Source organism: Mesorhizobium sp. M0518 (genome assembly GCF_040321125.1).
GTDB lineage: Bacteria > Pseudomonadota > Alphaproteobacteria > Rhizobiales > Rhizobiaceae > Mesorhizobium.
Map to the genome: position 1 here is coordinate 113,481 of NZ_JAMYQY010000003.1, position 13,329 is coordinate 126,809.

Sequence of the window (13,329 nt, forward strand, 5' to 3'; positions counted from 1 at the left end):
TCAGCAGTCGTCGACGCTGCCGAGCAGCGCCTGCGCCACCGCCCTGACCACCGGGCCGGCATTCTTCCTCGTGACGATGTGGAAGGAGCCGGCGTGACGACGCGAGGTCTTCGTCAGCCGGACGAGCTGGCCGCGGCGCAGATGCTCGTCGGCAAACCCGGCCCAGGCGAGCGCGGCGCCGCGCCCGGCGATGGTTTCGTGGATCATCGATATGTAGCCCGTGAACCGAGGTCCATCGAGTTTCCGGTCGGTTCCGATCCACGATTGCCAGCTGTCGATCGCGCCCGGCGGCGTCACCTGATGCAGCAGCGGCACTGCTATGAAAGCCTCTGGGTCTTCCGAGGCGAGCGCCGGATAACGCGCCAGGAACGCCGGTGCGCAGACCGGGAACCATTCACCGTCGAGCAGTTTTTCGGTCACGAATTCGGACCATTGCCCGGCTTCGCCGAAGCGGATCGACAGCGCCACTTCAGGCTGGTCGAAATCCCTGTAGTCGGTGGATGTCTGCAACAGCACCCGGCCATCGGCAACCTGCGATGTGATGAGGCCGAAGCGCGGCATCAGCCATGCCTGCGCGAAGTCGTGGCTGCAGCCGACCACGAATGTATCGCTGTCGTGCGCGGTCAAATCCTCGACCGCTTGCCTGATGGTGCCGAGACCCTCGCGGATCGCTTCGGCTAGCGTGTTGCCGGCCCCGGTGACGGCGACGCGGTTGCCTTTGCGCGCGAACAGCTCGACCGACAGCTGGCGCTCGAGATTGGCGACGTGCCTGCTGACCGCCGATTGGGCGATGTTCAGCTCCTGAGCGGCCAACGTCAGCCCGCCATGCCTGGCGGCAGCCTCGAAGACGACCATGGCGTTCAGCAGGGGAAGCGATGTCTTGAGGGTTTTCACAATCCAAACCTGCCTTCATGCCTTTTCGATATGAAGGTCTATCATTTCTGTGTTTGCCGCAAGCCTTTCCGCATCGCACATTCCTATCGAAACGTCATCCTAACGCCAGCGAGCAGAAAGGTGTTGCAGTGCAGGCCTATACACCGAACAGCCAGCCTATCGACAGAAGCGAGACCGTCAGGCTGATCGACCGGCAACGTCCGGACTGGTCGCTGGAACAGGCCTTTTATGCCGACCCTACGATCTTCGCGCTGGAACGTGACTTGTGGTTTCCGCGCCAATGGATGCTTGTCGCCCATGCCAGCGAGGTCCCTGAAAAGGGCCGCTACATCGTGCGCCAGCTGTTCGACGAAGAGATCATCGTCGTGCGCTTCGGCGATGGCGAGGAGGACATCGCGGCCTACTACAATGTCTGCACCCATCGCGGCTCGCGGCTCTGCGCCAAGGATGGTCGCGGCAAGCTTCTGGTCTGCCCATATCATGCCTGGTCGTTCAGGCTGACCGGCAAATTGCAGTCGCGGCAGGACCTTCCTACAAGCGCCGATCCGGAAACGCTCGGCCTGCACCGGGTGCCCTGCAAGAGTTTCGGCGGCCTGGTATTCTGCGGCCTCGATGCCAAGTCGTTGCCCGACATCCAGCCTGTCGCGGACGGGCTGACCGGTGGCTTGCGCGAGAACGGCCTCGACCGCGCACGCATCGTTGCGCGCAGGAATTACCTGACCAAGGCGAACTGGAAGCTGGTGCTCGAGAACTTCCTTGAATGCTATCACTGCCGTCCGGCTCACCCCGAATATTACCGCGTCAACGGTCATGTCAAAGTGACCGCGACCCGCGATGCCGACAAGGCGGTCGAGTGGCAGAACGAAATCGAGGCCTGGCACAGCGTCATCGGCGATGCCGAGTTCCACAAGGGCGCGTGGCAGGCTGGCGACCTGGACACGATGCCGTTCGCCATGCACCGCAAGCCGATCGGCTCCGGCCGTAACACGCTGTCCAATACGGGCGAGGGGGTCTCGTGCCTGATGGGTGGTCGTCGTGCCTATGATGGCGGCGAAAGCGGCTTTCGGCTCGGACGCCTGTCGTTTGCAAGTGCTGCCAATGACTATGTCACGCTGTTCCAGATGATACCGCGCAACGCCATGGAAACAGACGTCATCCTGACTTGGCTCGTCGACAAGGATGCCGATAACGACGTCGACGCCGATGCGATCAGCTGGATGTGGGACATCACCACGGTGCAGGACAAGAAGATCACCGAAGACAATGCCGACGGCATCATGTCGCGCGCCTACCGGCCGGGGCCCTATACGCCGCTGGAAAGCCAGACCTCGTTCTTCGTGCAGACCTATCTGTCGGAACTGCGCTCGCTGATCACCGGCACGCGCGGCGCGACCGTCAGCCAATGGTCTGCGCCGAAGGAACTTTTCGCTTCGCCGAAAGCGGCGAGTTGCAACACGCGCCTCTGACCCGCGGCCGAAGATGCCTCTTTGAGGCGTCGCATTCCGATGCCATATGAAGGGGGGCCGACGGAATGTTGCGGGAGAGACAGTTTATGACCAAAGGTTCGGATCTGTTCGTCGCGGCCCTCGAGAACGAAGGGGTCGAACGGATTTTCGGCATTCCGGGCGAAGAAAATCTCGATATCGTCGAATCCATCCGCCGCTCCTCGATCCAGCTGATCCTGACCCGCCACGAGCAGGCAGCGGCCTTCATGGCCGCCACCTATGGCAGGCTCACCGGCAAGCCGGGTGTGTGCATCACCACCCTTGGCCCAGGCGCGCTCAATCTTTCGACGGGTTCGGCCTATGCGCTGCTCGGCGCGATGCCGATGATCATGATCACCGGCCAGAAGGGCATCCTGTCATCCCGGCAGGCGCGCTTTCAGATCGTCGACATCGTCGCGGCGATGAAGCCGCTGACCAAGCTGTCGCGCCAGATCGTCTCGCCGAAGATGATCCCCTCGCTGGTGCGCGAAGCTTTCCGTGTCGCCCAGGAAGAGCGTCCCGGTCCCGTACATCTGGAACTGCCGGAAGACATTGCGGCGGCCGAGTGCGAACCGATCGCGCTGGTGCCGACGCACCCGGTCGAACTGCCGCTGGCCAGTCCAGGCGCGCTTGATCGCGCCGCCCGTATGATCCTGGAAGCCAGGCGCCCGCTGCTGATGTTCGGCGCGGCGGCGTCGCGACCGCGCGTGACCCCCGACGTCGCGCAGTTCGTGCTGCGGACGCAAATTCCCTATTTCACCACGCAGATGGGCAAGGGCACCGTGCCTGGCGGCACGGAGCTCTATATGGGAACGGCAGCCCTTTCGGAGCGCGACTACGTGCACGAGGCCATCGAGCAGGCCGATCTGATCATCACCATCGGTCACGACACCGTGGAGAAGCCGCCCTTCATCATGGGGGCGAAGGGGCCGAAGGTCATTCATGTCGGCTACCAATCAGCCGATGTCGAGCAGGTCTATTTCCCGCAAGCCGAAATCGTCGGCGACCTCGGCCCTTCGCTGGCGCTGCTGGCCGACCGCATCGAGGGCAAGATCCCCAACGCGCAGGTCCTGCTGCCGCTGCGGGAAGGCATTCTGAGCCGGATCGCCGCGCGGGCCACCGAAGATCGCTTCACGCCGCAGCGCATCGTGCACGACGTGCGCGCCGTGATGCCGGCCGACGGGATCCTCGCCCTCGACAACGGCATGTACAAGATCTGGTTCGCGCGCAACTACCGGACGCGCATGGCAAACACGATCCTGCTCGACAATGCGCTGGCCACCATGGGCGCGGGCTTGCCGTCGGCGATGATGGCGGCACTGCTCTATCCGCAGCGCCGTGTCATGGCCATCTGCGGCGATGGCGGCTTCATGATGAACAGCCAGGAATTGGAGACCGCCGTCAGGCTCAAGCTCAACCTCGTCGTCCTGCTGCTCGAGGACCATGCCTATGGCATGATCCGCTGGAAGCAGGCGGTTGACGAATTTCCGGATTTCGGCATGACCTTCGGCAATCCCGATTTCGTCAAGTATGCCGAGGCTTATGGCGCCAAGGGCACCAGGGTTGCAGAGATCGCCGACTTGCGGCCGGCGCTGGAACAGGCCTTCACCGGCGGCGGCGTGCATCTCGTCGTCGTGCCTATCGACTATTCCGAAAACACCAGGGTGCTCGTCGACGAATTGCGCGAGCGGCTGCCTGCGCCGCAAGCGGGCTGACGGCAGCGACAAAGCCGCCGTCAGGATTGCTTGGGCGGAAGACCCTACACCTTGCAGTAAGGCGTTACCGGCGCGATGGTGCCGAAATCCTTAGCGATCTCGTAGCCGATGCCGTCGGCCGCCGCCTTGCCTACATAGGAATGGCAGAGTGTGTGGTTGTTGGTGGCGTCGACGCGGATCTTGCCTTGCGGTGCGTCGAACTCGATCGACGGCAGCGCGACCAATACATCGTCGTCCTTCAGCGATCCCGCCTTCTCCGCGGCCAGCGCGTAGAGATGCAGGCCGTTGTAGCCGGCCTCCCCGATGCCGTTGACCATCTTCTCCTGGCCGAATTTCTCACGGAAGCTGGAGATGAACTTTTTGTTGACCGGATTGTCCAGCGCCATCCAGTAGGGCTGCGGCGCATAGGTGCCGGCCGCAACGCCGGGCGGCAGCGCGTCCTTGTTGAAGACCTCGTCGAGCGGGGCGATCAGCGGCTGCTTGATGTCGAAGCTGCGATACTGCTTGAGCTGGGTGACGGCGTCGTTGCCGACCACCATCGACCAGACGACATCGGGCTTCAGCGACTTGATCTTCTGGAAGGCCGGGCCGAAATCTGTGGTCCCGAACGGATAGTAATCGGCGCCGATGATCTTGCCGCCGGCCTTCTCATAGGCCGCCGTGATCGCCTCGGTCATCTTCTGCGGCCAGGCATAGTCCGAAGCCATGACATAGATCGTCTTGCCGAGGTTCTCTGCCACCCATGGCATCATCGGGTCGACCTGCTGCATCGGGATCGGGCCGGTGGCGACGAAGTAGCGGTTGCATTCGCCGCCTTCGAAATTGGTCGGGTAGAAGAACAGCTTCTTGGCCTTCGAGGTGACCGACAGCGTGGCGCTGCGCTCAGGCGAAATGATCGTGCCCATGATCACGTCGACCTTGTCTTCGTTGATGAGCTTGCGCGCCTTGTCGATGGAGCCCTTGGTCGTGGTCTGGTTGTCCTCGATGATGAGTTCGACCTGGCGCCCGCCAATGCCGTTGGCGGCGTTGAGTTCGGCGGCGGCGAGCTTGTAGCAATTGAGCAACGTCTCGCCGAGGATCGCCTGCAGTCCGGTGATCGGGATCGACAGGCCGACCTTGACGGTGTCGGCGGCGCGCAGGATCGACGGCGCGCCGACTATGGCGAAGGCGGCGGCAGCGCCGCCCGATTTCAAGACAGTTCTTCTGCTTATCATTGTTGTGTTCCCTTCCAGTCCCAGGCGCGCCCCATGCACGCCTTACAAAGCCAACAGGTCCTTCAGCAGGGTCTCGTCGGCGAAGGTCTCAGGCGCACCTTCGTGGACGATCCTGCCCTTCTCCATCACCAGGCAGCGGTCCGATGCCTTGAGAACGAGATCGAGATTCTGCTCGACAAGAATGATCGCGATGCCGCGCTCGCGGGCGATGCGCGGCACCAGTTCGGCGATCGACTGCACGATGTTCGGCTGGATGCCTTCCGAGGGCTCGTCGAGCAGCAGCACCGAGGGCAGGCCGCAGAGCGCGCGGCCGATCGCCAGCATTTGCTGCTGGCCGCCCGAAAGCGTGCCGGCGACCTGCGCTTCGCGTTCGCGCAGGATTGGAAAATAGCCGAAGATGTCGGCCGGAATGCCGCCGTCGCCACGGTCCTTGGCAGCGCGGGTGCCGACCTCCAGGTTTTGCCGCACCGTCAGCTGGTTAAAGATCCCGCGCCCCTGCGGCACATGCGCGATGCCTGCGCGCGCACGGCGGAAAGCCGGCGCGTTGGTGAGATCCTTGTCTCCGAGAACCACCACCCCGCCGCTTGCCCGCAAGCCGCCGGAGATGACGCGCAGCAGCGTTGTCTTGCCTGCGCCGTTACGGCCGAGCAAGCCCACGACTTCGCCCAGCGCGACGCTGAGGTCGATGCCGTTCAGCACGGGGAGCAGACCGTAGCCGGCCGACACCGCCATTGTTCGCAGCATGATCAGCGCCTCCCCAGATAGACATCGCGGACCATCTCGTCGGTCTCGATGTCATGGAAAGGACCGCTGCGCAGCCGGCGTCCCTGATGCAGCACCAACGTCTCGCAGTTCAGCGCCCGCACGAAGCGGATGTCGTGCTCGACGGCAACGATCGAGAATTCACCTTTGAGTCGCAGCAGCATCTGCGCCGTCGCCAGCGTCTCCTGCGGCGTCATGCCGGCAGTGGGTTCATCGAGCAACAGCAGGCGCGGCTCTATCGCCAACGCCATGCCGATCTCCAGCCATTGCTTCTGGCCATGCGCGAGTTCGCCGGCCAACGTGGCGGCGCGGTTGGTCAGCGCGACCAGCTCCAAGAGTTCGCCAACCGGGCGCGCAGGCGAAGGCGCCCCCCAGCGCGCGACCTTGAGATTATCCTCCACCGAGAGGCTCGGGAAGACAGAGGGGATCTGGAACTTGCGGGCAATGCCGAGCCGGGCGATGCGATGCAGCGGCAAGCCGGCTATGTCGTGGCCGAGGAAGCGCACGCTGCCGCTGGTCGGACGCAGCGTGCCGGTCAGCACGTTGAGGAAGGTGCTCTTGCCAGCGCCGTTCGGCCCGATGATGCAGCAGAGTTCCTTGTCGCGCACCGTGAGGTTCAGAGCCTCCAGCGCCTGCAGCCCGCCAAAGCGGATACCGACGTTCTCGGCCTGCAGCAGGATGTCGCTCATTGCGCGCGCCTCCCGCCCTTGAACAGGCCTTTCAGCCGCGCGTAGATCGACAGGATGCCATCCGGCAGGACGAAGACGATGATGACGAAGACACAGCCGAGCAGAAGGGGCCACAGGCTCGGGTTGAAGCTGCTGATCGTCTGCTGCGCGCGCTGAATGAAGATGGCGCCCAGTACTGGCCCAAGCAGCGTGCCGCGCCCGCCGACCGCCACCCAGACGATCACCTCCGTCGACAGGAGCAGTCCGGACAGGTCGGGCGCCACCAGTCCTGCCATGCAGACATAGAGCGCGCCGGCAAGTCCGGCGATCGCCGCCGACAAGACGAAAGTAACGAGCAGCCGCAACGGCGCATTGTGGCCGAGCGCGGCCGCCCGGACTTCATTGTCCTGGATTGCGGTCAGCACCGTGCCCCAGCGGCCGCGGCTGATCGACCACAGCGCCACCACCGTCACGGCGACGATAGCCGAGACGAAGATATAGGAGGGCAGATCCTGGCTCAGATCGACATGCAGGCCGCCAAGATCGAACTCGATCGGCGGAATGCCGATCAGGCCGCTGTCGCCGCCGGTGACCGAACTCCAGGAAACCGCGGCCTGCTGGCAGATGACGCCCATGGCCAGCGTGACGATGGTGAAATAGCTGCCACGAATGCCGCCGAAGAACAGGAAGTAGCCGATGATGGCGGCGACGAAGGCCGCACCCGCCACCGCACCGATGATGCCAAGCAGGCTTCCGAAGGGGATGGCATCATTGAGCGTAACCAGCGCCATGATGTAGCCGCCGATGCCGAAGAAGGCGGCGTGGCCGAAACACAGGATTCCGGTGCGGCCCCAGAAGAAGTCGAGGCTCGCCGCGAACAGGCCGAAGATCAGCGCGTCGCGGATCACCGTCAACTGATAGCCGCCGGCAAAGAACGGATAGATGATCGCGAGCGCCACGCAGACGGCAAAGATCATCAGCCAGTTGCGGTCGCGGGCGATCATCGCGACGCTCCGTTGAACAGGCCGTTGGGCCGCAGACGGACAGCGACGATGGCAGCCAGCAGCACGATCGCCTGCGCCAGCGACGGCGAAATCTGATAGTTGAGGATGCTGGTCAGTCCGCCGACGAAGACGCTGCCGGCGACAAGGCCGCCGATCGAGCCGACACCACCGACGATGACGACGAAGAAGGCGTTGGCGAGATAGTTCACCCCCATCTGCGGCAGCACGATTGCCAGCGGTGCGACCAGTCCGCCGGCAAGGCCGGCGATTGCCGCGCCGAAGGTGAAGGCGATGGCGTAGGTGCGCCGGGTATTGATGCCGACGCCTTCGGCCATCTCGCGGTTCTGGATGACGGTGCGGATGTCGAGACCGAAGGGCGTCCGGCTGATCAACAGGATGACGCCGAGCAAGGTCAGCATGGCAATGCCGATCAGGATCAGCCGGTAGGCCGGATAGACGGTAAAGAAAAGATCGAGCGTGCCCTCGATCGGCGGCGTCACCGGCTTGGCGCCGAGCCCGAAGATCAGTTCCAGCCCTTGCTGCAGGATCAGGCTGACGCCCCAGGTGGCAAGCACGGTCGAGACCGGCCTGGAATAGAGATGGCGGATGATGGCGAACTCGAGGATACAGCCGACCACCGCGCCGACAACGGGCGCCGCCGCCAGGCCCAGCCAGAACGAGCCGCCCACGCTCTGGACGAAATAAACCGCGAAAGCGCCGACGGTGACGAACTCGCCATGCGCCAAATTGGTCACGTTCATCAGCCCGAAGCTGATCGCCAGCCCGAGCCCGACCAGCATCAGGATACTGATCAGCGTCAGCGCATTGAGCAGCGTGGTGATGAGAAAATCCATCGCGTCAGGCCGCACTGGCGAGACGTTGGCGCAGGCCGGCGAGCAGGCCTTCGGCGGCATCGATCGCCGCGGCCTGATGCGACTGCAGATCCTGCCCCGCCCATTCGTCGATATGCTCCGACAACGGGTCGACCACTTCGGTGCGATGGTTGGCCAGAGTCTCGATGACGGCATGGCCGCAGAACGGCACATAGCCCTCGGAGTAGCCGCCCTCATGGGTCATCATCAGGCGCCCTTGCGAAGTTTCGGCGGCCAGCGCCACCATGCGCGCGGCGAGCCGCCTGAAGCATTCGCTGTTGAGCATCATGCGGCCGAGCGGATCAAAGCCGGACGCATCGAAGCCGGACGCGACGATGACGAGGTCCGGTCTGTAGGCACGCAGCGCCGGCGCGACGACACGGTCGAAAGTCGCTTCATAGGCGCCGGTGCCGCTGCCCGCCGGCAGCGGTATGTTTATGTTGTAGCCTTCGCCGGCATCTTTGCCGTTGTCGGCCAGCGCACCGCGCCCGGTCGGGTAGAGATTGTCCTGATGCAAGGAAATGGTCAGCACCGACGGGTCGGAATAGAACACCGTCTCGGTGCCGTTGCCGTGGTGCACATCCCAGTCCACCACTGCGGCGCGGCCAAGCAGGCCTTCATGCTGCAGCCGGCGGACAGCGACGCCGATGTTGGAGAACAGGCAGTTGCCCATCGCCTGATCAGGCTCGGCATGGTGCCCCGGCGGCCGCGCCAGCGCATAGGCATTGTCGACGCGTCCGGTCAGCACGGCGCGCATCGCGGCATAGGTGGTGCCGGCAGACAGCAGCGCGATGTCGAAGCTGTTGAGGCCGATTGGCGCCTGCGGCCCGGCGAAACCGGAGCCGCGCTCGCTGAGCATCCTGATGTCGTCAACGTGACGTTGCGTGTGGACGCGCAACAGGTCCTCGACCGAGACCGGCTCGGGGATAATCGGGACGAGATGGCGCGACAGGCCGCTGACCTGGATGAGGTTGTTCAGCCGCCGCTTCGAGCCAGGGGATTCCAGATGGCGGCCGGGTTCCACGAAACGGCCGGGAGGCATCATGTCGGCGCTGGAGCCGGTGTCATGCCACATCAGCTGTTCGTGAAAAACGTAGCCTGTCGCCATCGCAGCGTCCTCTAAAAACCAGGTGACGCTAGCAGGCTAACGATCATGTGGCCCGACCCGAAAGAGGGGCTGCGCCTGTATCTATGCCCCTCCTTTCGGAGGGGTATAGGCGCCTGCTGACCCTTGCGCGGCGCGCACCGCCTGCACCCGGTTGGATACCGCAAGCTTGCCGAAAATGTTCTTCAGGTGCCATTTCACCGTGGTTTCGCTCACCGACAGCGCCAAGGCGATATCGCGATTGGACATGCCCTCAGTGAGATAGCGCAGCAGTTCGGCCTCGCGCTGGGTGAGCTGTTCCTTCTCAGCGGCTGGTGCGGCCAGCTTGCGCGCCGCCACGGGCATCGCCTGCGCTGCATCGATGATGCGCGTGGCATAGGCTGACAGCGCGGGGTCGGTCTTCGCCTGGGCAGCACGCAGCCGCATCAACCCTTCGACGACAGACCTTCCCTCGTCGACGAAGGAACGGATGAAGCCGGAAGGTTGGGCGAGACGCAACGCATCGAGGAGATTGCGGTCTGCCTCGCGTTGGTCGTGGGCAGCGCTGGCCGCTTTGGCTCGCAGGATCAGCGCCAATATATGGCGACGCATGCGCCCGCTGGTTCTCGTGCGCTCCAGAAGCGCGTCGAAAACCCCCGCTGCATTGGCATAGGATTTTTCCGCCGTCAGCAAACGGCCCTCGGCAAAGAACTCGAACTCGTTTGCGGTGGTGATGACCGTCGAAGTCTCGGTCTCTTCGCCGCGATGCTCGGCCAGCAGCGCGCGCGCCTCGGCATTGCGGTTCTGGTCGAGCAGCACACGTACGCGGTCATGCATGATCATCGATGCCAGGCGGCGATACACCGTGCCGCGCACGCGTTGATAGACGCGCTCCAGCATGTCCAGTGCGGCTTCGGTGCGACCGGTCAGCTGCAGCACACGGGCATAGGTCGGCACGCTGGCAAGGGGATAGACGATGACCGCCGCGCCCTCGATCTGCGGGCCGAGATTCTCGACCAGGGTCAGCGCTTCGCCCGACGCATTGGTCTCGTAGGCGAGCTCGGCTAGCAGCGTTCCGGCCAAGGCCTCGGCATAGGAATTAGCACCGATCCGCGCCCTGGCCTCGATGATGGCGTTGCGCAGCAGCCGCTCGGCGGCGGGCAAGCGGCCCGCCGAACGCTCGACAACGGCCATGTAGCAATTGGCAATGGTGACGCCGAGCAGGCTGCCGCTTCGCTCATGCGCCCGTCGCGCCGCATCGATCGCGGCGCGGGCACCTTCGAGGTCACCCAGCGCATAGAGGTTGTAGCCGATGACATTGGCGGTCGCGCCTTCCATGAACCAGGCATCGGGTGAGATGACGCGCAGGGCCGCAAGTGCTGTGTCGCGCGCCTGATCGAACTGCTCCAGCGTGCTGTGGACGGCAGCGGCGAGAACCACCAGTTCGGCCTCGATCGTTGTGCCGGTCATGGTGCCTGGGTCATTGCTGTCAGTCGGTCCGGTCTCGACCAGCTTGCGCGCATTGCTCAGCGTCTGCTGGGCAATCTCGGGTTGGCTGCTGTGCACCGCCAGCCAAAGCACCACCAGTTGCAGCCGGATGCGCTGGTCGATCAGTTTCCTAGGCAGCAGCGCGAGCAGCTGGCGCACGTAGAGAAGCTGGCACTGGGCGATGAGGTCGAGCGCGTTGTTTTCGACGAATACCGCCGCGCGTGCCTGGTCGCCGGCGGCCAGCGCGTACCCGATCGCCTCGGTCAGCATCTTGCGTTCGCCGAACCATTCGGCGGCCGCCAGATGCAGCGGCGCGATCATCTCCGGTTCGCGCCGTTCCATTTCGCGGCTGAGGAAATCGCGGAACAGATGATGGTAGCGGAACCAGCGTCGCTCTTCATCGAGCGGCACCAGGAACAGGTTGCGCGTCTCGATCTCGGTAATCGCCGCCTCGGCATCCGCCGCGCGCATCACCGCCCGGCAGGCTTCGGCGCTGAAGCGTTCGAAGATCGAACTGTAGAGCAGGAATTTTGCGATTGCCGGCGGCAGCTCCAGAAACACTTCGCCCATCAGGAAGTCGGCGACGTTGCGGTTGGCGCCGGTAAAATTGCCGATGAAGGTTTCGGGTGCGTGTGCGGCACTCAGCGAGAGCGAGGCGAGCTGCAGGCCGGCGGCCCATCCTTCGGTACGCGAGCACAAGGTCTCCACTGTGCCGCTGCTGACGCTCAGGCCCAGCTTCTCGTTGAAGAAAGCCTCGGCCTCGGACGAGGCGAAACGCAGATCGTCGGGGCCGATTTCGAAGATGTCGCCCAGCACCCTGAGCTTGCCGAGTTGCAGATCGGGCAGGCTGCGCGAGCCGATGACGAAGGCGACGTTTGCCGGCGCCTGCCGGGTCAGGCGCTCCATGAACCGCTTCACCGCCGTCGCCTCGACAGCGTGGTAGTCGTCGAAGAACAGCGTGATGTCAGCTTCGCGCGCTGCAAGGCCCGTGACCAGTGCCGCGAGCATGACATCGAGCTGGGGGATCGGGCTGGACTGGAAGGCAAGGTCGAGTTCCGCTGGGCTCTGGACGAGATGGCGGAGCGCGCCCACCAGATGCGACAGGAAGGCGCCCTCGTCATTGTCGGTTGCCTCGCAGGATAGCCATGCGGTCAGCCGACCGTGGCGCGCGACCTCCGTGGCCCATTGCGCCATTGTCGTCGATTTGCCGAAGCCGGCGGGCGCGGCGAACAGCACGATCCGCGTGTCGATGTGGCGCTCCAGCGTCGACAGGATGGTCTCGCGGCGCACCCATCGGCGATGGTGCGGCGACGCTTGGCTGACGGATTGCGGAGCTGTTCTCATCTAGGTCCGTGCAACCTGCCGCTTTTCCGGGAAAGCGCGGCTCCCTTGCCATTGCTCCACTCCGTTTCGATCAGCGGAATCTGCGGTGCGGCATCGCGCGGCAAGGTTCCCTTGATCCGGGGATCGTCGATGATCTCAAATCCGGTCGCGAAGGGGACGAACCCGCAGGCACTGTAGAACCCGATGACACTGTGATGATCGAAGCTGCTTGTATGCAGCCAGATGCGGCTCGGGTTGAGACGCCATGCGAGGTCCAGTGCCCCGGCCATCAGCCGTTTGCCGAAACCCCTGCCGGTCAGGGACGGGAACAGGCCAAAATAGGTGATCTCGATCTCGCTGCTGTCGGCGACGAAGAATTCGACCATACCGAGATGCGCGCCGGTCTCGTCATGGCCGTAGTAGAGATGCTGGCGCGGGTCGGCGAAATGCTCGGTGATTTCGGCATCGGACATTTCGGAAACACGGTCCCAAAGCCAGGGCGCGCCGATCTCTAGGAAAATCGCCCGGTAGGAAGCGCAGTCGGGGGGCGTGATCCGTGTCATGGCCAAGGGGTGCGCGAGATCGGGCTGCGGCGAGCGCGCCTCCATCCACGTCACCGCATTGGCAAGCTTGCCCGCCGGCAGGCGATGGTAGCCAATGGCGAGATCGGTGATTTCGGCCGGCATCGTGTCTTCGGTGATCAACGCATTCCTCGTCATGTCTTCCAGAGATAGCAGTATCGGCTTGCTGCATCCGATGCCAACTCCCCAGACCATGGCAGCATTGAACGGCAAGTCCTGGACTGAAAGTTTGGCGCGTAT

General features: G+C 64.0%; 11 protein-coding genes. 2 read left to right on the forward strand and 9 right to left on the reverse strand.

The window, feature by feature from the left end:
* Complete coding sequence (locus NKI66_RS05485; protein WP_023808842.1) at nt 1–894, reverse strand: LysR family transcriptional regulator; 894 nt, start codon at nt 892–894, stop codon at nt 1–3.
* Between the two features lie 128 nt (nt 895–1,022).
* On the opposite strand from NKI66_RS05485, the gene NKI66_RS05490 reads away from it, so the two are divergent.
* Nucleotides 1,023–2,360, forward strand: a complete 1,338-nt coding sequence (locus NKI66_RS05490; protein WP_023808841.1) for an aromatic ring-hydroxylating oxygenase subunit alpha — start codon at nt 1,023–1,025, stop codon at nt 2,358–2,360.
* A gap of 86 nt (nt 2,361–2,446) precedes the next feature.
* Nucleotides 2,447–4,093: an acetolactate synthase large subunit gene (locus NKI66_RS05495; RefSeq protein WP_352751152.1), complete on the forward strand. Its 1,647-nt coding sequence runs from the start codon at nt 2,447–2,449 to the stop codon at nt 4,091–4,093.
* Between the two features lie 44 nt (nt 4,094–4,137).
* On the opposite strand, the gene NKI66_RS05500 is transcribed toward NKI66_RS05495, so the two are convergent.
* From NKI66_RS05500 to NKI66_RS05535, 8 genes are all read right to left on the reverse strand, one after another.
* On the reverse strand, nt 4,138–5,307 hold the full coding sequence (locus tag NKI66_RS05500; RefSeq protein WP_352751153.1) for a substrate-binding protein: 1,170 nt from the start codon (nt 5,305–5,307) through the stop codon (nt 4,138–4,140).
* Between the two features lie 42 nt (nt 5,308–5,349).
* Nucleotides 5,350–6,051 carry an ABC transporter ATP-binding protein gene (locus NKI66_RS05505; protein ID WP_352751155.1) on the reverse strand — a complete coding sequence of 234 codons (702 nt, stop codon included), beginning with the start codon at nt 6,049–6,051 and terminating at the stop codon, nt 5,350–5,352.
* 2 nt (nt 6,052–6,053) lie between these two features.
* Entirely contained in the window at nt 6,054–6,758 is a 705-nt protein-coding gene (locus NKI66_RS05510) for an ATP-binding cassette domain-containing protein (protein WP_023808837.1), read from the reverse strand.
* On the reverse strand, nt 6,755–7,741 hold the full coding sequence (locus NKI66_RS05515; RefSeq protein WP_352751157.1) for a branched-chain amino acid ABC transporter permease: 987 nt from the start codon (nt 7,739–7,741) through the stop codon (nt 6,755–6,757). Before NKI66_RS05515 ends, NKI66_RS05510 begins: the two co-directional genes overlap by 4 nt.
* Nucleotides 7,738–8,595, reverse strand: a complete 858-nt coding sequence (gene urtB / locus NKI66_RS05520; protein WP_352751159.1) for an urea ABC transporter permease subunit UrtB — start codon at nt 8,593–8,595, stop codon at nt 7,738–7,740. Before urtB ends, NKI66_RS05515 begins: the two co-directional genes overlap by 4 nt.
* Nucleotides 8,596–8,599: 4 nt before the next feature.
* Nucleotides 8,600–9,721, reverse strand: coding sequence for a histone deacetylase-like amidohydrolase (locus NKI66_RS05525; protein ID WP_023808834.1), 1,122 nt, complete (start codon nt 9,719–9,721; stop codon nt 8,600–8,602).
* Between the two features lie 81 nt (nt 9,722–9,802).
* Nucleotides 9,803–12,529 (reverse strand): winged helix-turn-helix domain-containing protein, encoded by a 2,727-nt coding sequence (locus NKI66_RS05530; protein WP_352628492.1) that lies wholly within the window; start codon nt 12,527–12,529, stop codon nt 9,803–9,805.
* Nucleotides 12,526–13,227, reverse strand: coding sequence for a GNAT family N-acetyltransferase (locus NKI66_RS05535; protein ID WP_245273050.1), 702 nt, complete (start codon nt 13,225–13,227; stop codon nt 12,526–12,528). Before NKI66_RS05535 ends, NKI66_RS05530 begins: the two co-directional genes overlap by 4 nt.
* Nucleotides 13,228–13,329: the final 102 nt, after the last annotated feature.